Annotated in this window: 30 protein-coding genes; 10 read left to right on the forward strand and 20 right to left on the reverse strand. The window is 67.7% G+C overall.

All coding sequences use genetic code 11. The annotated features are described in order from the left end of the window. From VEC04_RS05605 to VEC04_RS05650, 10 genes are all read right to left on the reverse strand, one after another. On the reverse strand, nucleotides 1-675 hold a 675-nt coding region (locus VEC04_RS05605; protein ID WP_324774675.1), incomplete at its 3' end, for a hypothetical protein. Between the two features lie 5 nt (nucleotides 676-680). Then, the gene (locus VEC04_RS05610) at nucleotides 681-1145 is read right to left on the reverse strand and encodes a biopolymer transporter ExbD (protein WP_324774677.1); all 465 of its coding nucleotides are present in this window, start codon (nucleotides 1143-1145) and stop codon (nucleotides 681-683) included. Between the two features lie 2 nt (nucleotides 1146-1147). Further along, on the reverse strand, nucleotides 1148-1897 hold the full coding sequence (gene tolQ / locus VEC04_RS05615; RefSeq protein ID WP_324774679.1) for a protein TolQ: 750 nt from the start codon (nucleotides 1895-1897) through the stop codon (nucleotides 1148-1150). A gap of 128 nt (nucleotides 1898-2025) precedes the next feature. Then, nucleotides 2026-2475 carry a tol-pal system-associated acyl-CoA thioesterase gene (gene ybgC / locus VEC04_RS05620; RefSeq protein ID WP_324774681.1) on the reverse strand — a complete coding sequence of 150 codons (450 nt, stop codon included), beginning with the start codon at nucleotides 2473-2475 and terminating at the stop codon, nucleotides 2026-2028. Then, nucleotides 2472-2852, reverse strand: coding sequence for a hypothetical protein (locus tag VEC04_RS05625; protein WP_324774683.1), 381 nt, complete (start codon nucleotides 2850-2852; stop codon nucleotides 2472-2474). Before VEC04_RS05625 ends, ybgC begins: the two co-directional genes overlap by 4 nt. A gap of 53 nt (nucleotides 2853-2905) precedes the next feature. Beyond that, entirely contained in the window at nucleotides 2906-3940 is a 1035-nt protein-coding gene (ruvB, locus tag VEC04_RS05630; protein WP_324774685.1) for a Holliday junction branch migration DNA helicase RuvB, read from the reverse strand. Between the two features lie 172 nt (nucleotides 3941-4112). Beyond that, complete coding sequence (gene ruvA / locus VEC04_RS05635) at nucleotides 4113-4727, reverse strand: Holliday junction branch migration protein RuvA (protein WP_324774687.1); 615 nt, start codon at nucleotides 4725-4727, stop codon at nucleotides 4113-4115. After that, nucleotides 4724-5230 (reverse strand): crossover junction endodeoxyribonuclease RuvC, encoded by a 507-nt coding sequence (gene ruvC, locus VEC04_RS05640; protein WP_324774689.1) that lies wholly within the window; start codon nucleotides 5228-5230, stop codon nucleotides 4724-4726. Before ruvC ends, ruvA begins: the two co-directional genes overlap by 4 nt. Before the next feature lie 46 nt (nucleotides 5231-5276). Then, a complete protein-coding gene (locus VEC04_RS05645) occupies nucleotides 5277-5966 on the reverse strand; it encodes an MgtC/SapB family protein (RefSeq protein WP_324774691.1) in 690 nt (229 codons plus the stop codon). 62 nt (nucleotides 5967-6028) lie between these two features. After that, nucleotides 6029-6727: an MgtC/SapB family protein gene (locus tag VEC04_RS05650; RefSeq protein WP_324774693.1), complete on the reverse strand. Its 699-nt coding sequence runs from the start codon at nucleotides 6725-6727 to the stop codon at nucleotides 6029-6031. Between the two features lie 135 nt (nucleotides 6728-6862). On the opposite strand from VEC04_RS05650, the gene VEC04_RS05655 reads away from it, so the two are divergent. Further along, a complete protein-coding gene (locus VEC04_RS05655; RefSeq protein ID WP_324774695.1) occupies nucleotides 6863-7072 on the forward strand; it encodes a hypothetical protein in 210 nt (69 codons plus the stop codon). A gap of 8 nt (nucleotides 7073-7080) precedes the next feature. On the opposite strand, the gene VEC04_RS05660 is transcribed toward VEC04_RS05655, so the two are convergent. Next, nucleotides 7081-7608 carry an energy transducer TonB gene (locus VEC04_RS05660; RefSeq protein WP_324774697.1) on the reverse strand — a complete coding sequence of 176 codons (528 nt, stop codon included), beginning with the start codon at nucleotides 7606-7608 and terminating at the stop codon, nucleotides 7081-7083. A gap of 72 nt (nucleotides 7609-7680) precedes the next feature. Continuing rightward, on the reverse strand, nucleotides 7681-8454 hold the full coding sequence (locus tag VEC04_RS05665; protein WP_324774698.1) for a YebC/PmpR family DNA-binding transcriptional regulator: 774 nt from the start codon (nucleotides 8452-8454) through the stop codon (nucleotides 7681-7683). Nucleotides 8455-8616: 162 nt separating this feature from the next. Between VEC04_RS05665 and VEC04_RS05670 the strand changes: the two genes are divergently transcribed. Next, nucleotides 8617-8817 carry a hypothetical protein gene (locus VEC04_RS05670; RefSeq protein ID WP_324774700.1) on the forward strand — a complete coding sequence of 67 codons (201 nt, stop codon included), beginning with the start codon at nucleotides 8617-8619 and terminating at the stop codon, nucleotides 8815-8817. On the opposite strand, the gene VEC04_RS05675 is transcribed toward VEC04_RS05670, so the two are convergent. Beyond that, entirely contained in the window at nucleotides 8814-9251 is a 438-nt protein-coding gene (locus tag VEC04_RS05675; protein WP_324774701.1) for a thioesterase family protein, read from the reverse strand. The two genes, VEC04_RS05670 and VEC04_RS05675, sit on opposite strands and share 4 nt — an antisense overlap. Nucleotides 9252-9416: 165 nt before the next feature. On the opposite strand from VEC04_RS05675, the gene VEC04_RS05680 reads away from it, so the two are divergent. The 4 genes from VEC04_RS05680 to VEC04_RS05695 all read left to right on the forward strand — a co-directional run bounded on the left by VEC04_RS05680 (nucleotide 9417) and on the right by VEC04_RS05695 (nucleotide 12703). Continuing rightward, a complete protein-coding gene (locus VEC04_RS05680; protein ID WP_324774702.1) occupies nucleotides 9417-10544 on the forward strand; it encodes a zinc-dependent alcohol dehydrogenase family protein in 1128 nt (375 codons plus the stop codon). A gap of 208 nt (nucleotides 10545-10752) precedes the next feature. Then, entirely contained in the window at nucleotides 10753-11262 is a 510-nt protein-coding gene (locus tag VEC04_RS05685; protein ID WP_324774703.1) for a DUF1993 domain-containing protein, read from the forward strand. 4 nt (nucleotides 11263-11266) lie between these two features. Further along, the gene (locus VEC04_RS05690) at nucleotides 11267-11692 is read left to right on the forward strand and encodes a hypothetical protein (RefSeq protein ID WP_324774705.1); all 426 of its coding nucleotides are present in this window, start codon (nucleotides 11267-11269) and stop codon (nucleotides 11690-11692) included. Between the two features lie 66 nt (nucleotides 11693-11758). After that, a complete protein-coding gene (locus tag VEC04_RS05695) occupies nucleotides 11759-12703 on the forward strand; it encodes a hypothetical protein (RefSeq protein WP_324774706.1) in 945 nt (314 codons plus the stop codon). On the opposite strand, the gene VEC04_RS05700 is transcribed toward VEC04_RS05695, so the two are convergent. The 3 genes from VEC04_RS05700 to VEC04_RS05710 all read right to left on the reverse strand — a co-directional run bounded on the left by VEC04_RS05700 (nucleotide 12681) and on the right by VEC04_RS05710 (nucleotide 15366). Then, nucleotides 12681-13172 carry a very short patch repair endonuclease gene (locus VEC04_RS05700; protein ID WP_324774707.1) on the reverse strand — a complete coding sequence of 164 codons (492 nt, stop codon included), beginning with the start codon at nucleotides 13170-13172 and terminating at the stop codon, nucleotides 12681-12683. The two genes, VEC04_RS05695 and VEC04_RS05700, sit on opposite strands and share 23 nt — an antisense overlap. Beyond that, nucleotides 13165-14367, reverse strand: a complete 1203-nt coding sequence (gene dcm / locus VEC04_RS05705; protein WP_324774708.1) for a DNA (cytosine-5-)-methyltransferase — start codon at nucleotides 14365-14367, stop codon at nucleotides 13165-13167. The genes VEC04_RS05700 and dcm overlap by 8 nt, the downstream gene beginning before the upstream one ends. A gap of 186 nt (nucleotides 14368-14553) precedes the next feature. Beyond that, nucleotides 14554-15366: an NYN domain-containing protein gene (locus VEC04_RS05710; RefSeq protein ID WP_324774710.1), complete on the reverse strand. Its 813-nt coding sequence runs from the start codon at nucleotides 15364-15366 to the stop codon at nucleotides 14554-14556. A 132-nt stretch (nucleotides 15367-15498) separates the two neighbouring features. On the opposite strand from VEC04_RS05710, the gene VEC04_RS05715 reads away from it, so the two are divergent. Beyond that, nucleotides 15499-16209, forward strand: coding sequence for a Crp/Fnr family transcriptional regulator (locus VEC04_RS05715; RefSeq protein WP_324774712.1), 711 nt, complete (start codon nucleotides 15499-15501; stop codon nucleotides 16207-16209). Nucleotides 16210-16221: 12 nt separating this feature from the next. On the opposite strand, the gene VEC04_RS05720 is transcribed toward VEC04_RS05715, so the two are convergent. From VEC04_RS05720 to VEC04_RS05730, 3 genes are all read right to left on the reverse strand, one after another. Continuing rightward, complete coding sequence (locus tag VEC04_RS05720; protein ID WP_324774714.1) at nucleotides 16222-16926, reverse strand: SseB family protein; 705 nt, start codon at nucleotides 16924-16926, stop codon at nucleotides 16222-16224. An 84-nt stretch (nucleotides 16927-17010) separates the two neighbouring features. Then, nucleotides 17011-17430 carry a hypothetical protein gene (locus VEC04_RS05725; RefSeq protein WP_324774716.1) on the reverse strand — a complete coding sequence of 140 codons (420 nt, stop codon included), beginning with the start codon at nucleotides 17428-17430 and terminating at the stop codon, nucleotides 17011-17013. A 27-nt stretch (nucleotides 17431-17457) separates the two neighbouring features. Then, complete coding sequence (locus tag VEC04_RS05730) at nucleotides 17458-17919, reverse strand: DNA mismatch endonuclease Vsr (protein WP_324774718.1); 462 nt, start codon at nucleotides 17917-17919, stop codon at nucleotides 17458-17460. Nucleotides 17920-18050: 131 nt separating this feature from the next. Here VEC04_RS05730 and VEC04_RS05735 point away from each other — a divergent pair, with 131 nt between their 5' ends. The 3 genes from VEC04_RS05735 to VEC04_RS05745 all read left to right on the forward strand — a co-directional run bounded on the left by VEC04_RS05735 (nucleotide 18051) and on the right by VEC04_RS05745 (nucleotide 22046). Beyond that, nucleotides 18051-19370, forward strand: coding sequence for a DNA cytosine methyltransferase (locus VEC04_RS05735; RefSeq protein ID WP_324774720.1), 1320 nt, complete (start codon nucleotides 18051-18053; stop codon nucleotides 19368-19370). Continuing rightward, nucleotides 19371-20171 (forward strand): hypothetical protein, encoded by an 801-nt coding sequence (locus VEC04_RS05740; RefSeq protein WP_324774722.1) that lies wholly within the window; start codon nucleotides 19371-19373, stop codon nucleotides 20169-20171. A gap of 288 nt (nucleotides 20172-20459) precedes the next feature. Continuing rightward, entirely contained in the window at nucleotides 20460-22046 is a 1587-nt protein-coding gene (locus VEC04_RS05745; RefSeq protein ID WP_324774724.1) for a reverse transcriptase domain-containing protein, read from the forward strand. Between the two features lie 24 nt (nucleotides 22047-22070). On the opposite strand, the gene lepA is transcribed toward VEC04_RS05745, so the two are convergent. Continuing rightward, nucleotides 22071-23879 (reverse strand): translation elongation factor 4, encoded by a 1809-nt coding sequence (gene lepA / locus VEC04_RS05750; RefSeq protein WP_324774726.1) that lies wholly within the window; start codon nucleotides 23877-23879, stop codon nucleotides 22071-22073. Nucleotides 23880-24091: the final 212 nt, after the last annotated feature.

Below are 24091 nucleotides of genomic sequence, written 5' to 3' on the forward strand. Positions count from 1 at the left end.
CGCGGCCTGATAGACGGAATTGCCGCGCGCGCCCACGAGAGTCGGCCCTTCGGTGATGCGGCCGTCGGGCGACAGGGTCACGTCGAACTGGATGCGCAGGTCGTCGCCGCCCTCCATGTCGCAGACCACGAAGACGTTCCAGTTGGGATAGACCTGCTCGAACATCGACGAGATCACCGGCCCGCTCGTCTGGCCGGCGGTTCCGGTGGACCGCTCGCCGGAAGGCGGCGTGGTTCCGCGGTTGGGCGTGCGGTTGGGCCGCTCAGCGGCCAGCTTGCCGAGATCGAGCGTTTCCTCGCGCGGCGGGCGCGGCGTTTCGCGCTTCTTCGCCGGCGGAGGCGTGACCGGCGGTCGCGGCGGCGTGGGACGGGTGTCGCGGCGGGGCGTGGGCGCCTTTTCGGGAGGGCGCGGAGTCGGCGCCGGGGTGGGCGTCGGCGGCGGCGGTTCGACCGCCTCCGGCGGCGGCGCGGCCTCGACGTCGGACGCCGGGGCCTCGGAGGGCGCGTCGGCGGGGCCGCCCAGCACCATCTCCTCCGAGAGGATCGACACGGGGATGGACTGGATGATCTGCCGCGGCGGACGGGCGCCGCCGAACATCATGGCGAGCAGCACCGCCCCGATGACCGCCGCATGGACGACCACGGAACCGATCAGGGCCGGGCCGGGACGTTCCAAGGCGATCAGCCCTCCTCGCTGGACGAGGCGGCGGTGTCGGAAACGAGATTCAGCTTGGTGAAGCCGGCCGTCGAAAGGCGCGCCATGACCCGCATCACCGCCTGATAGGGGGCGCGGCCGTCACCACGGAGTGAGATCGGCTTGTCGCGCGCGTCCGGGCCGCCCGCCTCTGAAACGCGGGCCACGAGGTCCTCCCACGCCACGGCGGTCTCGCCGACGAAGATTTCGCCGTCGCGGCCGACCGTCACGACGACGGGCTCGCTGACCGAATCGACCGCGCTGGCCTCGGTGTCCGGCAGGTCCACCGGCACCGCCGCGCTGAGCAGCGGGGCCGAGATCATGAAGATGATCAGCAGCACCAGCATGACGTCGACCAGCGGCGTGATGTTGATCTCGCTGAGGGGCCGCTTGCGGGCCCGTCTGCGGCCCCGGACGTGTCCGCCCGCGCCGCCCGTTCCGCCCATCGCCATGCTCAGAGCTCCCGACGGCTGTAGTCGGCCGCGGGCTGCGGCGGCGGGCTGGCCGGGGCGCCCAGGCGACGGGCCACGGCGGCCTGCAGGTCGTCGGCGAAACTCTCCAGACGACCGGTGAACTTGCCCGCGTCGATCGAGAATTTGTTGTAGGCCATATAGGCCGGGATGGCGGCGGCGAGGCCCAGGGCGGTGGCGAACAGCGCCTCCGAAATGGCGGGCGCCACGGTGGCGAGGTTGGTGTTCTGCGCGGCGGCGATAGCCCCGAAGGCGTTCATGATGCCCCAGACGGTGCCGAACAGGCCGATGAAAGGCGAGGAGGTGGCGACCACCGACAGCACGCCCAGGCCGCCCTCGACGCGCTGACCCTCGCGCGCGATCAGGCTGTCCAGCGCCCGGTCGATACGGGCCATCAGCATATTGCCCTGCCCTTCCGTCAGCGGCCCGCGCGTACGGGCCTCGCGCCAGTCGGCGAGGGCTATGACCAGCATGCGCGGCAGCGGATGAACTGGGTCGGGCCCGGCCTGAGAGGCGATCTCCTCCAGCGAGCGGCCCGAGCCGACAGCCTTCTCGAAGGCCGTGGCCTGGCTGTTCAGCGTCGCGAAGCGCACGGCCTTGTCGATGATCACCGCCCACGACCAGAGGGAGGCGACCACCAGTCCGACCATGATCGCCTGCACGACGATATCGGCCTCCATGAACAGGCTCACGGGGTTCAGCATCATCGACGATGCTTCGGCGGCGATGGTCATTCGGTCATCCTCTTGGTCCGTGCGTCCTGTGCACCGGACCCGCGTGGCGGATATGTGGCGATTCAGGCCGGTCTAGCGAGGTCTATCCACCCCGTCACCTTACTGCACGTGACAGGTTCGCAATGTCGTCAGGGCTCGCCCGTCAGCCACGGTCGAACCTTCTCGATCAGCGACCTGGTGGGACGCCGCGGGCGGCCGTCCATGTGGATGCAGACGACCTCCACATCGGCCCGGCACAGGGCGTCGGCGCCGCGGGTGATGGTCTGGGAGATCAGCAGCCGGGGCCCCCTGACGGCTTCGTAGCGGGTGCGGACCAGCAGTTCGTCGTCGATCCGGGCCGGCTTGACGAAGTTCAGCTGCATTTTCGAGACGACGAAGGCCATGGGCTGGTCGCCGTCCAGCAGTTCGGCGTGGCCGACGCCCATCAGCCGCAGGGCGTCCGACCGGCCCCGCTCGAAAAAGCGCACATAGGCGCCGTGATAGACCAGGCCGGTGAAGTCGGTGTCCTCGTAGTAGACGCGGACCGGCAGCCGGTGCTCGCGGTCCTCGAAACAGCCGGCGGTGGGGCGGTCGGTCATGGCCGCGCTCTCACGGTCGAGCCGGGGGCCCGGGTCAGAAAGCCCGGGCAGACGTCGCGCAGCATCTCGTCGAACTCGACCTTCAGGGGATCGGTCTCCAGCAGGATGCGGTTGGGCCGCGAGATGAACACAACCAGCTCGTCGCCGGCCGAGACGTAGCCGCAGACGGCGCGGCGGCGGCCCCGTTCGGTGTAGCGGACCACCGCCTCCGGGCCGATGTGCTGGCGCAGCTGGACGCCGGCGCGCTCCTCGACGGAGGGATCGCCGCCGAGGCCGCCGTCGCGCGTGAACAGCCAGAGCAGCAGGACGCCGAGACCCACTACGGCCCCGCCCAGCACGGCGATCAACCGCTCGACCCTGATCCTGCGTGGCGCCATGCCCCCTCCCGTTCAGGCGCGAGCATGACGGGGTTCGCCCGCCTCGTGAAGGGTCACTTGCCGCCGAACAGGCCGCCCTGTTCCGGGGCGCGGGGCGGCTCGGCCAGCCCGAGGTGGGCGTAGGCGCGGGCGCAGGCCATGCGGCCGCGCGGAGTGCGCTGGATGAAGCCCTGCTGCAGCAGATAGGGCTCGATGACGTCCTCGACCGCGTCGCGGGCTTCGGCGATGGCGGCGGCGAGGGTGTCCATGCCCACGGGCCCGCCGCCATAGTTCTCGATCAGGGCCCTGAGGAAGCGGCGGTCGTTGGCGTCGAGCCCGGCCTCGTCGATCTCGAGCCGGCTCAGCGCCCGGGCGGCGGCGAGGCGGTCGATGGAGCCCGCGCCCTCGGCGGTGGCGAAGTCGCGGACGCGGCGCAGCAGGCGGCCGGCGACGCGGGGCGTGCCGCGCGAGCGGGAGGCGATCTCGCGCGCCCCGTCCTCGCCGATGGGCGCGCCCATCTTGCGGGCCGCGCCCATGATCACCTTCACCAGTTCGTCCGCGGTGTAGAATTCGAGCCGCAGCGGAATGCCGAAGCGGTCGCGCAGGGGTGTGGCCAGCAGGCCGGCGCGGGTGGTGGCGCCGACGAGGGTGAACGGCGCCAGATCGATCCGCACCGACCGCGCCGAGGGCCCCTCGCCGATGATCAGGTCGAGGACGTGGTCCTCCATGGCCGGATAGAGGATCTCCTCGACCGTCGGGGCGAGGCGGTGGATCTCGTCGATGAACAACACGTCGCGCGGTTCGAGATTGGTCAGGATGGCGGCGAGGTCGCCGGCCTTGGCGAGGATCGGGCCGGAGGTGGCGCGGAAGCCGACGCCGAGCTCGCGGGCGACGATCTGGGCCAGGGTGGTCTTGCCGAGGCCGGGGGGGCCGAACAGCAGGACGTGGTCGAGCGCCTCGTCGCGCCCGCGGGCGGCGTCGATGAAGACCTTGAGATTGCCCTTGGCCTGCTCCTGGCCGACGAATTCGGACAGGGTCTGCGGGCGCAAGGCGCGGTCATAGGCCTCGCCGGGGGCGGGCTCGGGGGAGATGATGCGGTCGTCGGTCATGGGGCCGCCCTCCCCCCGCAGCCGTCATCCTCGGGCTTGACCCGAGGATCAGAGGCAAAGCTTGTCTGTGCGAGGACGACGGCCCCGCGATCGCGACCACCGCCTTTCCACCAGGCGCCGGACGGTCTGATCCTCGGGTCATGCCCGAGGATGACGGGGGGGAGAATGGGACTCACCGCCCCAACTCCTGTAGCGCCGCCCGGATGACCGCCGACAGGTCGGCGTCGTCGCCGAGGCGGATCAGGGCCTGGTCGACGGCGCGGCGGGCGTTGACCTCGGCCACGCCGAGGCCGAGCAGGGCCGAGACGGCCTCGCCCGTGACGCTGGGGACCGGCGCGGGAGCGGGACGGGCGCCCGGCGCGGAGGGGGTGAAGCTGACGTCGCCGAGCGGCTTTCCCTTCAGTTCGGTGACGATGCGCAGGGCGAGCTTGGGGCCGACGCCATTGGCGCGGGCCACGGCGGCCTTGTCGTCGCGGGCGACGGCGGAGGCGAGGTCGCCCGGCGGCAGGACGTCCAGCACCGACAGCGCCGCCTTGGGGCCGACGCCCTGGATGCCGGTCAGGGTGGTGAAGGCCCGGCGCTCGTCGCGGCTCAGGAAGCCGTAGAGCCGGGGACCGTTCTCGGCCGACCAGCTGGACTCGATGTGCAGGGTCGCCTCGTCGCCGGGGGCCGGGAGCCGCTGCAGGGTGCGCGCGCCGCAGGCGACGACATAACCGACGCCGGCGCAGTCGATCAGGCAGTGGTCGGTCTCGACCTCGGCCAGCACGCCCCGGAGACGGCCGATCATGCCGCCCCCGCGAGAAGGGCGCGCTTCCTCAGCTGCGCATGGGTGATCGCCACGGCCAGGGCGTCCGCGGCGTCGGCCTTCACCTCGCCGGCGGAAGGCAGCAGCCGCTTCACCATGAAGGCGATCTGGGTCTTGTCGGCGTGGCCGGCGCCGACCACCGCCTTCTTGATCAGATTGGGCGAGTATTCGGCGACGCTGAGGCCGCACCGCGCCGGAGCCAGCATCACGGCGGCGCGGGCGTGGCCGAGCTTCAGCGTCGAGGCCGGGTTCATGTTGACGAAGACCTCCTCGATCGCCGCCTCGTCGCAGGCGTGGGCGGCGCAGACCTCAGCGATCGCCTCGAGCAGATGGAGCAGGCGCACGCTGAACGGCGCGGTCTCGGGCGGGGCGACGACGCCGTGGCCGATCCAGCGCAGGCGTGATCCCTCGGCCGCCACCACGCCCCATCCGGTGCGCCGCAGACCGGGGTCCAGCCCCAGGATTCGAGTCGTTTCGTTCGCCATCCGTTCCAGTCATGCCGCAAAGAGGGTTAGCGGACAATGACCGGCTTTATTCGTCCCGCGGCAGCACCGAGAAACCGGCCAGGCCCTCGTGGCCGCACAGCTGGGCCACGAGGGCGTCGGCGTCGATTGGCATCGGCCCCTTCACCTTCAGCACATGCTCGTGGATCAGGCAGTCGGGGCTCATCACATGGCCGATCCGCACCGCCTTGAGACCTCGCGCCCGAAGCAGATCGCGCAGGGCCTTCTCGCTGGGCGCGGCCCCCTGCTTCCAGCGCAGGGCCACGTCCATCACGCCGACGTGCGGCAGCTTGGCGTCGAGCAGGCGCAGCACGGCCAACACCGCCAGCGTCGCGGCGGAGCCGATCAGCGCCAGTTCCAGCATGCCGACGCCGTACAGCACGCCGATGGCCGAGGTGACCCACAGCGAGGCCGCCGTGGTCAGGCCGTGCACCGAAAAGCCCTCGCGGAAGATCACCCCGGCGCAGAGGAAGCCGATGCCGGTCAGCAGGCCGTGCGACATCCTCGTCGGGTCGATGACCACCGTCTGGCCGGGCAGGGCGACGAACGCCCAGGTCGACTGGTGCATTGCCGCCAGCATCAGCAGACAGCTGGTCAGGCTCACGAGGATGTGGGTCCGGAAACCCGCCGGATGGCCGTGGTAGGTCCGCTCGACCCCGATCAACCCGCCCGCCGTCATGGCCGCGAGCACCGGCCAGACCAGATTCCAATTTATCAAAATTCACTCCGTAAACCGACGAACCGTGAGCCTAGGCCCGTCGCCGCCGGACGGGCAAGCCGTCAGTCGTCGCGGGGATCGAGCCTGTAGCCGGTCACGCCCTCGACGGTCCTGAGGCGGGCCGCCAGCGCCTTCAGCGCCGCGCCGTCCCCGGCCTTGAGGCGCAAGGTTCGGCGCACGCTCTCGCCGCCGTCTATCAGTTCGAACCGGTCGTTTCGCCACCTCCGGTCGAGATCCGTCACCACCGCCTCGACGGCCGCCTCGGCCCCGGCCGCGTCACGCCGCCAGACGATCTCGGCGTCCACGACCGCCTTTTGCGGCAGGCGGCGGCTGACCAGCCGCAGGATCAGCAGGACCATCACGGTCAGCACCGTCCCGGCGGCCGCCAGCGCGAACAGGCCGGCGCCGAGCAGCAGGCCGATCGCCGCCGTGATCCACAGCGACGCCGCCGTGGTCAGGCCGTGGATCGAGAAGCCGGCGCGGAAGATCACCCCCGCGCAGAGGAAACCGATGCCGGTCAGCACGCCGTGAGCCATCCGGGCCGGATCGCTGACGATCTGGGCGCCGGGCAGGATGTCGAACCGCCACGCCCCCTGCGACACGGCCGCCTCCATCAGCAGGGCCGAGGCCAGGCAGACGAGGATATGGGTTCGGAAGCCGGCGGCGCGCCCGCGCCACTCGCGCTCGAAGCCGACCAGGCCGCCGGCCAGCACGGCCGCGAGCAACGGCAGGGCGAAATCGGGCAGGGAGGACAGGTCCATGACCAGCCAACGGGGAGGCCCCGCCAGCCGTTCCGCCCCGGGTTCCAGCCATGGCGCTACAATGTTGGGAACCCGACGTTGCTGTCCGGGTTATGTCCCTCTGCGGCCCCTCCGCCGCACTTGCCGGATCCCGCCATGGGCCGCCCGATGGAACGCCGCCTGCCGATCGACGCCTATGACCAGCTCAGGGCCGAGGTGCTGCGCGCCGCCGTGGAACTGTCCGAAGACCAGCTGCTCGACCTGACCGACGCCCTGCACGGCGTCATCCGCCTGCGCCGTCCAGGCCGCCCGGTGCGCAATCCCGACGGCTGGGTCACCGACGAGCTGCGCAGCTTCGCCAGCTGAGCCTGGCACTAGGGCTGGGGTTCCGGCGCCATGCGGAAGCGCACGGTGAAGGCGATCCGGCTGTCGGTCCTGAAACCGTCGATACTGTAGGGCCGGACGCGCGCCTGCCGCATCGAGGCCAGCGCCGCCTCGCCGAAGCCGGCGCCCGGCGGGCTCTCGCGCACGACCTCGCACGCGCCCAGCTCGCCCGAGGCCATGGCCTCGCAGCGCAGGGTGACGTCGCCGCCTTCGATGCCGCGGCTTGCCGCGAGGGCCGGAAAGAACGGCGCGGGCTGGCGCACCCATTTCGGCCGCGTCACCCGAGCTGAATCCAGCTGGCGGGCCGCCGCGGCCTCATCCAGGGGCGCGAGATCCGGCGCCGGAGCGTCGGGGGACATGGCGTCCGGGGGCGAGGACCCGGGAGCGGAAGCGACCGGGATCAGCACCTCCACATCGACCGCGTCGTCCCCGTAGGTGACCTCGCGGATGATGAAGGTGGCGTTGGACAGAAACCAGGCGATGGCGCCCGCCAGGCCGACGAGAGCCGCGATGGCCAACGCCCAGACCGCGACATCAATCCCGCGTCCGCGCCGTCCGCCCCCTGATGTCTCTGGCCCCCCGGTCTTCATCTAGCCCGCGTATTTCGCCAGGTCTTCGTCGGAGATGTCCTCGTTCGAATAGACGTTCTGCACATCGTCCTCGGCGTCGAGCGCGTCGAGCAGCTTCATCAGCGTCCCGACCGCCTCGCCGGTCACCGGCACCTCGGACTGGGGCTTCCAGACGATGGCCGTCGACTTCGGGTCGCCGAGCACCTTCGACATCGCCTCGGCGACCTCGTTGAGGTCCTCGAACTTCGTCCAGATGGTGTGCCCGGGCGCGTCCTCGTAGATGTCCGGCTTGACCAGATCGCTCTCGACGTCCTGGGCGCCGGCCTCGATGGCGGCCTCCATGATCTCGTCCTCGGTGCCGGCTTCGGCGGGATAGACGATCTGGCCGACCCGGTCCCACATGAAGGCCACCGAGTTCATCTCGCCCAGCGCCCCGCCGTTCTTGGTGAAGGCGGCGCGGATGTTGGAGCCGGCCCGGTTGCGGTTGTCGGTCAGGGCCTCGACGATAATGCCGACGCCGCCGGGACCCCGGCCTTCGTAGCGGATCTCCTCCATCGTGTCGGCGTCGCCGGACGAGGCCTTGTTGATGGCGCGCTGGATGACGTCCTTGGGCAGGCTTTCCGCTTTCGCATTGTTCACCGCCAGACGCAGGCGCGGGTTCATGGCCGGGTCGGGCAGGCCCGACTTGGCGGCGACGGTGATGTCGCGCGACAGCTTGGAGAACAGCTTGGACCGCTGCGCGTCGGCGCGGCCCTTGCGGTGCATGATGTTCTTGAACTTGGAATGGCCGGCCATGAGGATCTCTTGGGTGCGCTCTCGCTCGCGACGCGGTCGCTCGCTGCTTGAGCGCGGTCGCTGTTCGTCGGCGCGCCGTCTAGCCGATGGCGGAGCGGCTGTCACGGGCAGGAACCGCCAGCGTTGCGGGGCATTCCGGCACTGACCCTCCCGGAGCCCGCCATGACCACCGAAGACGTTATCCAGGACGCCGACCTCTACGCCGACCGGGACCTCGAGGAGGCCGACATCGTCGAGTGGTACGAGGCCCGCCCGGTGACCGTCCCCGCCGCCGTCGCCACCGGCGCCATCGTCGCCGCCTTCGCCCTCGGCGTGCTCACCGCCGTCGGCGCGCTGGCCCTGATGGGCCGGCTGGACGACTAGCTCTTCAGACTCTCCAGGAACCCCCGCATCCTGTCGTCCACCGGCACGGGCCGCTTGCTGTCGCGATCGACGTAGACGTGGACGAAGTGGCCGACGGCGGCGGCCTCGTCCTCGTTGTTGCGGAACAGGCCGATCTCGTAGCGCACCGACGATGTGCCGACGTGGGCGACGCGGACCCCGGCCTGGATCTCGTCCGGGAAGGCGGTCGGGGCGAAGTAGCGGCAGCCGGTCTCGGCGACGAGGCCGATGACCTTGCCGTGGTGGATGTCGAGCAGGCCGTTGACGACCAGCAGCCGGTTCACCGCCGTGTCGAACCACGAATAATAGACGACATTGTTGACGTGGCCGTAGACGTCGTTGTCCATCCAGCGCGTCGAGATGGCCTGGAAGCGGCGGTAGTCGCCGCGTCTGGTCCGTTCGATCGTCCCGGTCATGATGTCTCCCCTTTTTGGCGCGCTACCGCTCGGCGCGCGTTCCCGCCTTCGCGGGAATGACGTGCCTCGCTGCTTAAGCGCGTTTGGTGCGGGCTTCGGTCGAGTCCGCTTGGGTCCGAGCCTTGGGCTTGGCGGACGCGGCGTCAAGCGCCTAGCCTCGCCTCCATGAAGACCACCGCCGCCGTCCTCAGAGCCATGGGCGCCGCCCGCCCCTATGCCGACAGCCGGCCGCTGGGGCTGGAGACGGTGACGCTCGATCCGCCGGGGCCGGGCGAGGTTCTGGTGGCGATCAGGGCCGCCGGCCTGTGCCATTCGGACCTGTCGGTGATCAACGGCGACCGTCCGCGGCCAATGCCGATGGCGCTGGGCCACGAGGCCGCCGGCGTGGTCGAGGCGCTGGGCCCCGGCGTCGACGATCTGATCGTCGGCGATCACGTGGTCATGGTCTTCATGCCCAGCTGCGGCTGTTGCGATCCCTGCGCCGGAGGGCGGCCGGCGCTGTGCGAGCCGGGGGCGGCGGCGAACGGCAAGGGCGAGCTGCTCGGCGGCGGGGTGCGGCTGCACGGCGAGGACGGCGCGCTGCATCATCATCTCGGCTGCTCGGCCTTCGCCAGCCATGCGGTAGTGTCGCGCCGCTCGCTGGTGAAGGTCGACGCCGACCTGCCGTTCGAGCAGGCGGCGCTGTTCGGCTGCGCGGTGCTGACCGGCGTGGGGGCGGTGGTCAATACGGCGGGCGTTCGGGCCGGGCAGTCGGTCGCCGTGGTCGGGCTCGGCGGAGTCGGGCTGTCGTCGGTGCTGGGGGCGCTGGCCAGCGGGGCCAGTCCGGTGGTGGCGGTGGATCTCAGCGAGGACAAGCTGGCGCTGGCGCGGAGCCTCGGGGCGGTGCGGACGGTCCATGCGGCGGACGCCGACGCGGTGGAGCAGGTCCGGGCCCTGACCGGCGGCGGGGCGGACTTCGTGTTCGAGATGGCCGGCAGCGTCATGGCGCTGGAGGCGGCGTGGAAGATGACGCGGCGGGGCGGGACCACGGTCACCGCCGGCCTGCCCCCGCCCGAAGCCGCGCTGGCGGTCAATGTGGTCGAGCTGGTCGCCGGGGAGCGGACGCTGAAGGGCAGCTACATCGGGACCTGCGTCCCCAGCCGCGACATCCCCCGCTTCATCGGCCTGTTCCGCGAGGGGCGGCTGCCGGTGGACCGGCTGCTGACCGGGACCATTCCGCTGGAGCGGATCAACGAGGCCTTCGACGCCCTCGCCGACGGCGAGGCGGTGCGGACGGTGGTGACCTTCCCCTGAGCTCGTCATCCTCGGGCTTGACCCGAGGATCAGGGGCGGGAGGCGATCTGCGCGGAGGAGCCGGCCCGGCCACTCCGGTCGTGCACCGTTCAACGGAACACCGGACGGTCTGATCCTCGGGTCAAGCCCGAGGATGACGGCTTGGGATTGTGGGATGTGTCGCCTCCAAGCTAGAGCGGCAGGACCAGAAACACTGTGGGACTTCGCCATGGCCACCGAACTCTACGACCTGACGGTCCCTATCTTCACCCGCAGCCTCAAGGCCCTGTCGGCCATGCTGGACAAGGCCGCCGCCCACGCCGCCGAGACCGGCGACAGACCCGAGGCCCTGCTGGCCCGGCGGCTGATCGACGACATGCACCCGCTGGTCAAACAGGTGCAGATCGCCTGCGACGGACCCAAGCTGTGCCTCGCCCGCCTCTCCGGCGTCGAGGCCCCGGTCAACGAGGACACGGAGACCACGATCGCCGAGCTGCAGGCCCGCATCGCCTCGACCCTGGACTTCATCGGCTCGGTGCCGCGCGACGCCGTCGACGGTCAGGAAGACCGCGACGTGGTCCTCAAATTCCCCGGCGGCGAATGGCCGTTCAAGGGTCAGGGCTATGTCATCGGTTTCGCCCTGCCCAATTTCTTCTTCCACCTGACCACGGCCTATGGCCTGCTGCGCGGCGCCGGCGTGCCGCTGGGCAAACGCGACTTCCTCGGCGCCCCGGCCTGATCCGGTGCGCCGCCTGATCGACCTGCCCGGCGTCGACGCCCTGGAGCTGAAGGCGCTGATGAAGCCGCGCCTCGCCGACCCCGACCGGATCGACGAGCACCCGGAGGTCGACGAGGTCGCCCGCGCCGCCTTCGGCCTGACCCCGGCCGAGGCCGCCGACGTGCCCCTGCCCGCCGACTGGCCCGACCCTCTGCGCGACCTGCACCGCCGCTCCCCCGCCGAACTGGCCGAGGCCTTCGAGGCCGAGGGCTGGGACGTCACGGACAAACGCCGCAAGCCCCTGCGCCTGCTGCCCCTGTTCGCCCTGCCGCTGGCCCTCGCCGCCCGCGGCGTGGCGGGGACGCTGCCGTTCGTGGCCGAGCCGGATCACCCGACGACGGACTGGGGCGCGAGCCTGAAGGCGGAGGCGGGGCGGTTCAGGAAGGGGTAGGCTGAGCCAGCCAAGCGCTTGTCTGATAGATGCAGCGAGGCTTGGATCGGGCCTTGGGGAAAATGAATGCCTGCATTAGTCAAATTTGCCGCTCTGTCGGACGTCGAAGCAGGCGCACTGATGGGGTTTGGCAATGGCAGAAAGGCCGCAAATCGAGGGCGGTCAGCGAAGGTTGTTGCTAAAGAGATATCGGCTCTGCCCGTCGGCCAACTGCTCGAATTGCACGATGAACGCAGTGGTACCGAGAAAGAAGTCCTCGACGCGCTGTTCACGATCTTCCCCGATCTGATCACTGCGACAGAAGGCTATTTGCCTCGCACCGACGCCGTTATCGCGATCATCACACACCGGCTTGGGCACGGGGTGACTTCCTCGAACCTTGCTCAGGCGAATGAGTGCTGTTCGACCTTGGTCAGGGAGGTAATGGGGCCAAAACTGCGGCGCTTCATCCGAGAGACCTTGGGGAACGAGAGCGGTTTCGTCCCCCTTAATGAGGGCGAACTCGTGGAGTTTTTGACTGGGCCTTACGCTCAGTTCGCAAAGTCCGCCTCTAGCAGCCTCGTTTCCCGGGCCGGAAGCCTGAACGAGGGGCTGGTCCGTGAAGCCCTCAAAGCAGCGAATGTCCCCGCAACCAAGACCGGGGGTGAGGGAAATGCGGACGTACAAATCCTCGCAGGATCCACGAACCCGCCACAGACCCTGAACGTCGAGATCAAAAGCTATGGAGCGCGCGAGAGACTCCTCAGAGGCCTACACGATTGCAACCCTCCCAAGGTCGGTGTGGGCTTCTTCAATCGGGCATCAGAGTTCAACGGGGGACGAACCACCCTGCTGCTTGGGACAAAGGCCTCTGCAATCTACCTGCCGGAAGCGACCTTTGACGCCCTCGAGGACACCACTAGGGAAAGGCAGAACGCTCAAGGCGGACTGTTCTATCGGCCCTTGGCCATGTTCGGCGCAGACATGGCCGAATTTTCGCGGGTCGGTGTCAAGGCTTTCGGGGCAATATGACGAGAGCCCCGTGATGATCGTCGCCAACGACGTTTATCTGGTTGATATCGCTGAGCAACCATCGGTCAAGGCGCTCTGCTATTTCCGAGAGCTGTTGCCGACCTCTCCCTTTCAACGAGCACTCCCACACGGTTGCGACGCGCCAGCCGGCGTCGAGCAACATCGTTGAAGCCGCCTCATCCACCTCACAGTTCCGCCCGATCTTCTCCCGCCAGAACTCCGGCCTCGTTTTCGGCCATTTGAACAGGTGGCAGCCGTGCCCGTGCCAGAAGCAGCCGTGCACGAAGATCGCCGCTCGGTACTTCGGCAGGCACAGGTCCGGGTTTCCCGGCAGGTCCTTGCAATGCAGCCGGTAGCGGAAGCCGCGCGCATGCAACGCCTTGCGGATCAACATCTCCGGCTTGGTGTTCTTGCCCCGGATGCCGGACATCATCCGGCTGCGGGTCGCCGGGTCGACGACGTCAGCCAACAGCCGCCTTCGGCCGTTTCCCAAGCGCGGCGAAGAGGTGCGGCTTCATATGCTCGGCGACGGCTTTCACAGCCGGCACCACAACAGAATTTCCGAACTGGCGATAGGCCTGCGTGTCAGAGACAGGGATGATGAACTCGCCGCCGCGCGGCGAATCGAAGCCCATGAGGCGGGCGCATTCGCGGGGTGTCAGGCGGCGGGGGTTCTTGCCGTCTCCCTGCTTCACCAAGATTTCCGAGCCGTCCTTGAAGTAGCGAGCGGACAGCGTGCGGGCTACGTCATCGGGCCCCACCAGACCGAAGCCGAAGCCGTTGCCAGCGGCCTGATGCTTTTCCTTGTAGCGCTGGAGATAGTTCCAGAGGTGATCGGTCAGCGTGTATTTCTCGGACACTCGACCTGAATTGCCCAACGTGAAGCGCTGATCCGGGATTTCCGTCTCGTCGCCTTCCCGGTGCAGGATTTCGCGAAGCTTGGGAGCCGCATCGGGAAGCTTCATGTCGGCGAAGCGGAAGCCCTGATCCTCGCGGAAGCCGATGATGAAAATCCGCTCGCGGTGCTGGGGCGTCCAGTGGCGACCGTCGATGACGCGAAAATCGATCGTGTAGCCGAGCTCTTCCGTCAGAACATCCTTGATGGTCTGGAAGGTCTTGCCCTTGTCATGGCTGACGAGATTGCGGACGTTCTCCAGCAGGAACGCCGCCGGGCGATGGTGGGCGATAATGCGGGCGACGTCGTAGAAGAGCGTCCCTTGGGTCTTGTCCTCGAAGCCGTGAGCCCGCCCCAGCGCGTTCTTCTTTGACACGCCAGCGATGGAGAACGGCTGGCACGGGAAGCCGGCGAGCAGAACGTCATGGGCGGGGATATCCGCCGCTTCGATCTTGGTGATGTCGCCGTTGATCTCATGATCGTCGTCGGGGAAGTTCGCCCGGTAGGTCTTCTGGCTGTACTTGTCCCACTCCGAGGTGAAGACGCAGCGGCCGCCGATCGATTCGAAGCCCCGGCGCAGACCGCCGATGCCGGCGAACAGATCGATGAAGGTGAAGTCGCTCGAGTCCGAGTCCTTGTCGCCCTGGATCAGTTTCAGTGCCGGCTGCTTCGCCGCCGGACGCACGGGTCCGGGGATCAAGCCGAGATCGACCGCTTTGTCGGCCGTCGCCTGGCCAGCCTGTTTCACCATCAGAGCATACTCCGACACGGTCGACTCCGCGCTTGTTCAGCGTGGCAGGTTGGAGAGATTCCGCCAGGAGAACAAGTCGGGAACAACCTGATCATGAACAGGTTTCCGGATTCCTACCGGAGCGTCGCTTCACACCGGACGCGCTCCGCAACCATGGATCCCCGGGACAAGCCCGGGGATGACGGGACGGGGCGGGGGTCCCTCCTACGCCCTGTCCCGCACACGCATCGCCCCGCCGGCGCTGGTCTCCACCTCGAACCGGCCCGTGGCTCTGATCAAATCCGAGAGCTTGGCGTAGCCGTAGGTGCGCTGGTCGAAGTCGGGGTAGGCGTTCCTGAGACGGTTGGCGATGCCGCCGGCGTTGACCCAGCCGGCGCCGTCCTCGTCCATGTCGGCGATGACGGTCGCTATCAGACGGGCGGCCTCGGACGGGGGGCGTTTGCCGGGGGCGGGGGTGGCGCCGGGCTCGGCGGGGGCGGCGGCGGACTTGCGGCCGCGGCCGGAGGCGCTGGAGGCGGGGGCGGCGGGCTCGTCGTCGGCGTCGCCGGAGACGGCGCGGCCGGTCAGGTTCTCGGTGTAGATGAAGCGCGTGCAGGCCTGGCGGAAGCTCTCGGGCGTCTTGCGCTCGCCGAAGCCGTAGACGTCGACGCCCTCTTCGCGGATGCGCGAGGCGAGGCGGGTGAAGTCGGCGTCGGACGAGACGAGGCAGAAGCCGTCGAAGCGGCCCGAGTGCAGCAGGTCCATGGCGTCGATGACGAGGGCGATGTCGCCGGAGTTCTTGCCCTTCGTATTGGCGAAATTCTGCTGCGGCTGGATGGCGAAGCGGGCGAGGACGCGGGTCCAGCCGGCGATCTGGGCGGAGGCGAAGTCGCCGTAGATGCGCCGGGCGCTGGCCTCGCCGAGGGTGGCGATCTCGGTGAACAGGGCCTCGGCGATCTTGGGCGAGGCGTTCTCGGCGTCGATCAGCACGGCGAGGCGGGGGGCGCGGTCGGCGGCTCTGGAAGTGTCGGTCGCCATGGGTGAAGTCTCCGGTCGGGGTCTGGTGTGGCGCGGCGGCGGGGGCGGGTCAACCGGGTCGGGGGGCTGAGTCGGATAGCCGACGGAGCGAACGCCCGGCGTGACCGTTGTTCTCCGTTCAAGGGAGGCTGGATGGCCTACGGAAACCACTTTCTGGATACGCTGGAGCGCGCCGACGAGGCGGCGCTGCGGCCGCACCTGCGCGCGGTGGACGTCGCCGCCGGCCAGATCCTGATCGCGCAGGACGCGGAGGTCGTGGAGGTGCATTTCCCGGCCGACGCCCAGCTGGCCAATCTGGTGCGGTTTTCGGACGGCTGGGCTATCGAGACGGCGGTGGTCGGGCGCGAGGGGCTGTCGGGACTGTCGCCCTGCATGGCCGACACGCCGTGCGGCTGGGAGGTGGCGGTGCGGACGCCCGGGACCGTCCATGTGATGCCCGCCCGGGTGCTGCAGGAGCGGTTCCGGGCCAGCCCGCCGCTGCTGAACCAGCTGCTGCGGCTGTCGTACATCTACCAGATGCAGGCGGTGCAGCACGCGGCCTGCAATGCGGTGCATGCGGCCCTGCCGCGGGTGGCGCGCTGGCTGCTGTCCGCCTCGGACCTGGCGCCGGGCGAGCCGATCCGCTTCACCCAGGAGGAGCTGGCCGGGCTGCTGGGGGCGCAGCGGACCACGGTCAACGAGGCGGCCAACCAGCTGAGGGACCGGGGGGCGATCTCCTACGCCCGGGGGGTGGTGCGGATCCTCGACCGGGCGCTGCTCGAGCGGCTGGCCTGCGAATGCTACGAGATGGAGCGGGGGCGGATCGAGGGAGCGGGCGTGATGCCGGAGGCGCGGGCGGGCTAGCCCCCGATCCCGCTAGCGGGGCGCGACGATCTCGAGACCGGCGCCGGCGGCCTCGGCGGGCGAGCCGACCACGACGTCGAGGCGGACGTCGAGCGCGACGCCCTGCAGGGCGCGATTCATCAGCACGGGGACGGCGGCGCCGCCCGGGGCGACCCGTACGTCGAGCAGGAACCCTTCCTCGCCGTCCCGCCAGCGCGCGGCGGCCAGCCAGGCGGCCCTGACCGCCGGGTCGGCGGCGAACTCCCGGCCCAAGGCCTCGACGAGGCCGTCGGGGGTTTCGACGGGGGTGGTCACATGGGTGGGAGCCCGGTCGCGCGGAGCCGGATTGGGGCGGCCGATCAGGGCGGCCATGGCGTCGGGGGTCCAGCGCGCGCCGTAGGCGTGGCCGGGGTTTAGCACCGCCCGGTTCTCGCGGATGACCTCCAGTAGGGCGCGGCCTTCGAAGGCCACGGGATCGGCGTCGTCGATGGCCGTCTCGGCCCGCTCGCGCGACGTGAAGACGGCGGTGGCGGCGCGGCCGCCGATGTCGACGGTGTGCAGGCTCAGGACGTCGGGGGCGGTCTCGCCGGGCGCGCGCAGGACCCACAGCTGCGCCCCGGGCACGGCGGCCTCGAAGGCGGCGCGCGCCTCGTCCCCGCCCGAGGCGGCGGCCATCAGCAGGCGCTCGAGGTCGTTGAGAGGCTCGAAGGCGGGCCGGGCGGGGGCGGAGTCGGTCATGCGGGCGGTCCTGACGCGCGAAGGCAGAGGGGCGTCTGGATAGCGCAGGCCGGGGCGGCGGTCGACAGGCCCGCCGTCAGACCGTCAGCCGGCGGCGCGGGCCTGGCGGCGGCCCGAGGCCAGGGTCGACAGCCGGGCCAGCACGGCGGGGTCGCACGACGCCTCGGCGTCCAGCGCCCCGACGCCCTCGAACAGCCGCGCCGCCACGGCTTCCGGACTGTTGCGCCGCGCCGCCTCCAGCTCCGCCTCCCGCGCCAGCGCCTGGCCGATCGCCTGGGTGTCGCCATGCTCGCGTTTGGTGGCGTTGTGGCGGGTGATGCGGCGGCGGATGGCGTGCTCGGAGACCCGCCACTTGCGCGACAGGAAGGGGGCGGTCGCTCCCTCGCGGTACCCCCTGCAGATGATCTCCCAGGTGTCGGAGGAGAGGCGGTAGTGGGCGGAGCGGTCGGCGGCGGGCGGGGACGGAAGCGGCACGGGCGGAGGGAGCGGGGCGGGGGCGGTCATGACGCGGGAGGATAGAGGCCTGGTGCGTCAGGATCGGTCGTAGGGGTCGGAGCGCTTCCGCAAGAAGGCCTCGAGCCCGCTCCAGAAGGTCGGAGCCTTCCCCTTCGTCTCGCACTCCCACACGACGTGCACCGCCCAGCCCGACCGTTCCAGCGCCTCGATGGCGAGCCGGTCGCGTTCGACATTGCGGGCGAACTTGTCCTGCCAGAAGGCGCTTCGGGTCGAGGGCGAGCTCGCCGCCCGGCAGGCAGGGTGCCGGTGCCAGAAGCATCCGTGAACGAAGACGATGGCTTGGCGGCCGGGAAGCACTATATCCGGCTTCCCGGGCAGGTCCGTGCGATGGAGGCGAAAGCGGTAGCCGGCCCGATGCAGCGCCGAGCGGACCTTCATCTCGGGCGTGGTGTTCTTCCCGCGCACGCTGCGCATGATCTCGCTGCGCTTGGCGTCGACGGGAGGATCGCTCCACTCGGGTGGCGTCGGTCTGGGCACGACCTCAATCTGGGATTGGCGTTACCCAATTGCACCGGCTCGCAACGAATCAAATTACAGGAACAAAAGGCGATCGACGTGGGCCGTTCGGCCCTTTAGGATTCGCGAGAATCGAGCCGAGGGAGAGCGCCATGACCCGTCCTGTTGGAGTGGACCTGTTCGCCGGCGTCGGCGGCATGAGCCTCGGGTTCGAGCAGGCCGGCTTCGACGTCGCGGCGGCGGTCGAGATCGACCCCATCCACGCCGCGGCCCACGCGTTCAACTTCCCCGAAACGACGGTGATCGCCCGGTCCGTGCAGGACCTGACAGGGACGGAGATCCGACGGCTGGCCGTCCTCGGCGACCGCCCGGTCGACGTCGTGTTCGGCGGGGCGCCCTGCCAGGGCTTTTCGATGATCGGCAAGCGGGCCTTGGACGATCCTCGCAACGCGCTGGTCCGCGACTTCGTCAGGATCGTGCGGGAGCTCGACGCCTCGTACTTCGTGTTCGAGAACGTCAAGGGCATCACCGTCGGGCGGCACCGGGCCTTTCTCGACGAGCTGATCGCCGAGTTCGAGGACGCGGGCTATGTCGTGACCCTGCCGTGGAAGGTGCTGAACGCCGCCAGTTTCGGCGTGCCGCAGAATCGCGAACGCCTGATCCTGATGGGCGCCAAGGCCGGTCTGACCCTGCCGAACTATCCGGCGGCGATCACCCGCGCCGCAGGCAGCCGGAAATCGACGCTCCCCGAGGGCCCCAGTTGCAAGGACGCTCTGGGCGATCTGCCGGACGCTGAAAAGTTCGACAGGCTCCGTGAGTCGGATGCGGTGGCGACAAGCAGCTGGGGCACGCCGAGCGAATACGCCTCGGCCATGCGATGCCTGACTCGCGACAGCTGGGGTTACGGCTATGTCCGCTGCTGGGAGCCGCACGTGCTCACCTCCAGCGCCCGCACGGAACACACGCCGATCTCGCGACGGCGGTTTTCCGAAACCGCTCCGGGCGACGTGGAGCCGATCTCGCGCTTTTTCCGACTCCCGACGGACGGAGTCTCGAATACGCTTCGCGCCGGCACCGACGCGGCCCGTGGCGCCTTCACCAGCCCGCGCCCGATCCACTACAAGTTCGACCGGTGCATCACCGTGCGGGAAATGGCCCGCCTGCACGGGTTCCCGGACTGGTTCCGGTTCCACGAAACCAAGTGGCATGGGGCTCGACAGATCGGCAATGCGGTCCCGCCTCCAATGGCACGGTCCGTGGCATCTTGTGTAATGAGCGCCATCGGCCTCTCACCTGAAATGCCCGCGCGTTCCGTAAAGCTGGGCAATACCGCCTTGGTCGGGCTAAGTATGAAAACTGCAGCGGAGCTATTCGGACGTTCGTTTGAACCCCTTCGTCGTGACCGCAAGAGCGGCGCGACGAAGCGGAAGCAACACGAGATCGAAGCAGCGAGGGCTTTGTCAGGGACCTAGATGATCAGTCCGAAAACCCGGCCGAACCGTTATAAGATCCTGATCGGGGAGATCTTTTCCGATCACTTCAAGAAGGGAATGACCGAGTTTACGTTCGAGCGCGGGGAAATCGAGAAGGTCGCTACAAAGCTGGCGATCAAGCTGCCGAAGAACGTTGGCGACGTGATCTATGCGCTGCGTTACCGGATCGGATACCCTGAGAATATTCTGGCGACCCAGCCAAAAGGCAGGGAATGGATCATCGAAGGAGCCGGTCGGTCGGGCTATCGCTTCCGTCTCGTCAAGATTCAGCGAATTCTTCCGCGCGAAGATCTGGTCCAGGTCGCCATTCCCGATGCGACGCCTGAGCTCATTCGGTCTTACGCCTTGGACGACGAGCAAGCCCTTCTGGCGATCGTTCGCTACAATAGGCTGATCGACACCTTCCTGGGCCTCACGACGTACAGCCTGCAGAATCATCTCCGGACCACCGTCAAGGATATTGGCCAGATCGAGATCGACGAGCTCTACGTCGGGCTCGACAAGTACGGCTGTCACTACGTCGTGCCCGTTCAGGCGAAGGGCGGAAAGGACCAGATCGGGGTGGTCCAGACCACCCAGGACATCCGGTTTGTCGAAGAGAAGTTTCCCGGCCTTCGCTGCCGCGCGGTTTCGGCACAGTTCATGGACGACGGTGTTATAGCGCTCTTCGAACTCACCCTGCAGAAGGGCGAGGTTCGGGTCGTGGACGAGCGCCATTACAGACTTGTCTCCGCGGACAAGCTCGACCCGAATGCTCTAAGGAACTACCCGCCAAGCTAACGCGACGCTCGTCCGGCTTTGGTGCTCGGCCGGTGTTCTTGCCGCGAACGCTGGACTTGCGTTCGGAGCGCTGACCCACGCTGGGATTCTCCATCGTTGGCGCTACCGGGGAAATCCATTGCCAAGCTTCATTGACAACTCCTGCTGGCAAATCTTACCGTAGTGCCATGTGCGTGTCGCGCTAGCCAACGCCGGAAACGTTACTCTGTAGTACGGACTCGCAAGGTTCGTTCGTCATTCGCAACGACCCCCTGACTCACCGGCGTTGGTGCGCACCCCAAGGTTGCCGTGCAAGAACTTATCGAACGAGCAATTGTTAAGAAGGCGAAAGCCCTACTTAACAAGCACAGGCTTGAAGTAGATAGGGCACGCTCCTATGCGGACAAATATCAGACTAGGACCGGAGAAGTTCCGGGGACTCCGAGCATTTCCGAGCCGGAGGCGTGGAGTTTCCACCCGCACTTCAACCCAAGATACTGCATCAAGCACGCAAAATATCTTAGCAAGTCGGTCTGGCGGAAACTGCAAGAAGACGAGTACGAGCCAGTGCCGGCGGTCATGTCCGAGATTCCCAAGCCGGATGGCTCATCGAGAACCATCATGGCGTTTGCAATCCCGGACTCCGCGCTATCGAACGTCCTGCACAAGAATATAACACGACGAAATGCAAACATAAGCTCAAGCTATAGTTTTGCATACCGCGACGACAAGACAGTATTTGACGCCGTTCTTCACCTGAGACGTTCTTTGTCCAGCGCGAAATCGTACGTCATTCAGTATGATTTCTCAAGTTATTTTGATCGGATTGACCATAACTTCTTGAGAAAGCTGCTATTCACTCGACGATTGTTCTTACTTTCGGGCGCAGAGACCAATGCGATCAAGGCGTTTCTTACGCATAGGTACGCTGCAAACTCAGCTTACACATCAGGTACCTTCGAGCGACGATCTGTTGGTGTGCCCCAAGGAAGCTCCATATCGCTGTTCCTTTCGAATGCCGCCGCGCACGACCTAGACCTATCCCTTGAACGGTTGAACGGCGTATTTACGAGATTCGCTGACGATGTCGTAGCAATAACCCGGTCCTACTCAGACGCTCTAGAAATTGCCAAGACCTTCAGAGAGCACTGCCGCGATGCGGGGTTAGCGATCAACTATAAAAAATCGCCCGGTATACAGTTCTTTGGCGACGGCCCCGGCAGGGAAATCCGGCATTTTGCAATCGATGGTGACGACGGGTCTTTAGTCGAGACGATCAACTTTATTGATTATGTCGGACATCGGATAACCGTCTCCGGGCCTGGAAATCCCACCATATCGATTCCGGATAAGGCCATTGCCAGGATTAAGCGGCGGATATCCAAGATCATCCATATCCACCTCTTCCATCACCGTCGGAACGCAACTGACCCCATGGACTTGGGCCGGTTTGGCCCAGGGTTCATGGACTGGGATTTGGTCACCTGCATCAATGAGCTTCGCAAGTACATTTACGGCGGACTGTCGAAGGCTGAGCTGGAGAGCTTTCTAAACGGCACGAGTCGGCTCAAGCGAGTGCGGGGACTCATGGGTTTTCTGCCCCTCGTCTCTGACGTCAGCCAACTCTCCGAACTGGACGGTTGGCTGGTGTCAGTTGTTCGACGGGCGCAAAGAGAACGCGTCAGGATGGCGGCCCTTAGGGGTGCCACAGTCCCCAAGCCACAGGAACGTCTCTTGATGGACGGCTCCTGGTACAACTTTCCCCTACTCGAGCACGACACTGCCATACCGAGTTTCGTGCTTGCGTGGCGAGCGTCTCGGAAATTCTCCCGCCGCTACGGGCTCGGGCGTATAGGACGGGCGACCTACTACTCGAGGATATCAGGCTTTAGCTGAGCCGGGCACAACCTTCCCAGCTTCTCAATCCTCGTCCATCTTCAGCGCGGCGATAAACGCCTCCTGCGGGATCTCCACCTTGCCGAACTGCCTCATCCGCTTCTTGCCCGCCTTCTGCTTCTCGAGCAGCTTCTTCTTCCGCGTCGCGTCGCCGCCGTAGCATTTCGAGGTGACGTCCTTCCTCAGCGCGCGCACCGTCTCGCGGGCGATGATCTTGCCGCCGATGGCGGCCTGGATGGGGATCTGGAAGAGGTGGGGCGGGATCAGCTCCTTCATCTTCTCGACCATGCCGCGGCCGCGGGTCTCGGCGCGGGCGCGGTGGACCAGCATGGAGAGGGCGTCGACCGGCTCGGCGTTGACGAGGATCGACATCTTGACCAGGTCGCCCGGCTTGTAGTCGGTCAGCTCGTAGTCGAACGAGGCGTAGCCCTTTGAGATGGATTTCAGGCGGTCGTAGAAGTCGAAGACGACCTCGTTCAGGGGGAGCTCGTAGACGACCAAGGCGCGGGAGCCGACGTAGCTGAGCTCGACCTGGGAGCCGCGGCGGTCCTGGCACAGTTTGATGACGCCGCCGAGGTATTCGTCGGGGGTCAGGATGGTCGCCTTGATCCACGGCTCGCTGATTTCCATGATCTGCATCACGTCCGGCAGGTCGGCCGGGTTGTGCAGGTCGATCTCGGAGCCGTCGCGCAGCTTGATCTTGTAGACCACGCTGGGGGCGGTCGCGATCAGGTCGAGGTTGAACTCGCGGCTGAGGCGCTCCTGGATGATCTCAAGGTGGAGCAGGCCGAGGAAGCCGCAGCGGAAGCCGAAGCCGAGGGCGGCGCTGGACTCCATCTCATAGGTGAAGCTGGCGTCGTTGAGGCGCAGGCGGCCGATGGCGGCGCGCAGGTCCTCGAAGTCGGCGGCGTCGACCGGGAAGAGGCCGCAGAAGACGACGGACTGAACTTCCTTGAAGCCCTTGAGCGGTTCGGCGGTGGGCTTCTTCTCGTCGGTGATGGTGTCGCCGACGGCGGCGTGGGCGACCTCCTTGATCTGGGCGGTGATGAAACCGACCTCGCCGGGGCCGAGGCTCTCGACCGGAGTGTTCTTGGGCAGGAAGACGCCGACGCGGTCGATCAGATGGGTCGAGCCGTTGCGCATCATCTTGACGCGCTGGCCGGCGCGCAGCGTGCCGTCGAAGACGCGGACCAGCACGACGACGCCGAGGTAGGGGTCGTACCAGGCGTCCACGAGCATGGCCTTGAGCGGGGCGTTCGGGTCGCCCTTCGGAGCCGGGAGGCGGGTGACGATGGCTTCCAGCACATCCTCGATGCCGAGGCCGGACTTGGCCGAGCAGAGCACGGCGTCGGAGGCGTCGATGCCGATGACGTCCTCGATCTGCTCGCGGACCCGCTCGGGCTCGGCGGCGGGCAGGTCGATCTTGTTGAGGACGGGGACGATCTCGTGGTTGTTGTCGATGGCCTGGTAGACGTTGGCCAGGGTCTGGGCCTCGACGCCCTGGGAGGCGTCGACGACCAGCAGGGAGCCCTCGCAGGCGGCCAGCGAGCGGCTGACCTCATAGGCGAAGTCGACGTGGCCTGGGGTGTCCATCAGGTTGAGGACGTAGTCGAGGCCGTCCTTCGCCCTGTAGTGCAGGCGCACGGTCTGCGCCTTGATTGTGATGCCCCGCTCCTTCTCGATGTCCATGTTGTCAAGGACCTGGGCCGACATCTCGCGCGCGGTCAGCCCGCCGGTGTGCTGGATCAGCCGGTCCGACAGGGTCGACTTGCCGTGGTCGATATGGGCCACGACGGAGAAATTCCGGATGCGTTCGATGGGAGGGGTCGTCATGGCCGCGCCGGTAGCACGGCGGGGCCGGATCGCCAACGCACACGGCGGGGCGCACGGCGACGCGCGGGCCTCTGCCACTGATTTTGTGGCGGATTACATCGGTGTAAGGGAGGGGATTCGCGTTTGAGAAGAGCTGGGGGACGGGCTATTCAACGGCCGATGACAAGGGGCTGCACCGGCGGCGCCTGGAGGCGCGGCTCCCCTTCCGCGCC

The sequence above is a fragment of the Brevundimonas sp. genome, from assembly GCF_035626535.1.
Classification (GTDB): domain Bacteria; phylum Pseudomonadota; class Alphaproteobacteria; order Caulobacterales; family Caulobacteraceae; genus Brevundimonas.

Coding starts and splice junctions, on each gene's coding strand:
- VEC04_RS05610 (WP_324774677.1), bottom strand. CDS start 1,145: ATGGCGATGGGCGGAACGGGCGGCGCGGGCGGACACGTCCGGGGCCGC.
- tolQ (WP_324774679.1), bottom strand. CDS start 1,897: ATGACCATCGCCGCCGAAGCATCGTCGATGATGCTGAACCCCGTGAGC.
- ybgC (WP_324774681.1), bottom strand. CDS start 2,475: ATGACCGACCGCCCCACCGCCGGCTGTTTCGAGGACCGCGAGCACCGG.
- VEC04_RS05625 (WP_324774683.1), bottom strand. CDS start 2,852: ATGGCGCCACGCAGGATCAGGGTCGAGCGGTTGATCGCCGTGCTGGGC.
- ruvB (WP_324774685.1), bottom strand. CDS start 3,940: ATGACCGACGACCGCATCATCTCCCCCGAGCCCGCCCCCGGCGAGGCC.
- ruvA (WP_324774687.1), bottom strand. CDS start 4,727: ATGATCGGCCGTCTCCGGGGCGTGCTGGCCGAGGTCGAGACCGACCAC.
- ruvC (WP_324774689.1), bottom strand. CDS start 5,230: ATGGCGAACGAAACGACTCGAATCCTGGGGCTGGACCCCGGTCTGCGG.
- VEC04_RS05650 (WP_324774693.1), bottom strand. CDS start 6,727: ATGGACCTGTCCTCCCTGCCCGATTTCGCCCTGCCGTTGCTCGCGGCC.
- VEC04_RS05655 (WP_324774695.1), top strand. CDS start 6,863: ATGGGCCGCCCGATGGAACGCCGCCTGCCGATCGACGCCTATGACCAG.
- VEC04_RS05665 (WP_324774698.1), bottom strand. CDS start 8,454: ATGGCCGGCCATTCCAAGTTCAAGAACATCATGCACCGCAAGGGCCGC.
- VEC04_RS05670 (WP_324774700.1), top strand. CDS start 8,617: ATGACCACCGAAGACGTTATCCAGGACGCCGACCTCTACGCCGACCGG.
- VEC04_RS05675 (WP_324774701.1), bottom strand. CDS start 9,251: ATGACCGGGACGATCGAACGGACCAGACGCGGCGACTACCGCCGCTTC.
- VEC04_RS05680 (WP_324774702.1), top strand. CDS start 9,417: ATGAAGACCACCGCCGCCGTCCTCAGAGCCATGGGCGCCGCCCGCCCC.
- VEC04_RS05685 (WP_324774703.1), top strand. CDS start 10,753: ATGGCCACCGAACTCTACGACCTGACGGTCCCTATCTTCACCCGCAGC.
- VEC04_RS05695 (WP_324774706.1), top strand. CDS start 11,759: ATGCCTGCATTAGTCAAATTTGCCGCTCTGTCGGACGTCGAAGCAGGC.
- VEC04_RS05710 (WP_324774710.1), bottom strand. CDS start 15,366: ATGGCGACCGACACTTCCAGAGCCGCCGACCGCGCCCCCCGCCTCGCC.
- VEC04_RS05715 (WP_324774712.1), top strand. CDS start 15,499: ATGGCCTACGGAAACCACTTTCTGGATACGCTGGAGCGCGCCGACGAG.
- VEC04_RS05720 (WP_324774714.1), bottom strand. CDS start 16,926: ATGACCGACTCCGCCCCCGCCCGGCCCGCCTTCGAGCCTCTCAACGAC.
- VEC04_RS05725 (WP_324774716.1), bottom strand. CDS start 17,430: ATGACCGCCCCCGCCCCGCTCCCTCCGCCCGTGCCGCTTCCGTCCCCG.
- VEC04_RS05735 (WP_324774720.1), top strand. CDS start 18,051: ATGACCCGTCCTGTTGGAGTGGACCTGTTCGCCGGCGTCGGCGGCATG.
- VEC04_RS05740 (WP_324774722.1), top strand. CDS start 19,371: ATGATCAGTCCGAAAACCCGGCCGAACCGTTATAAGATCCTGATCGGG.
- lepA (WP_324774726.1), bottom strand. CDS start 23,879: ATGACGACCCCTCCCATCGAACGCATCCGGAATTTCTCCGTCGTGGCC.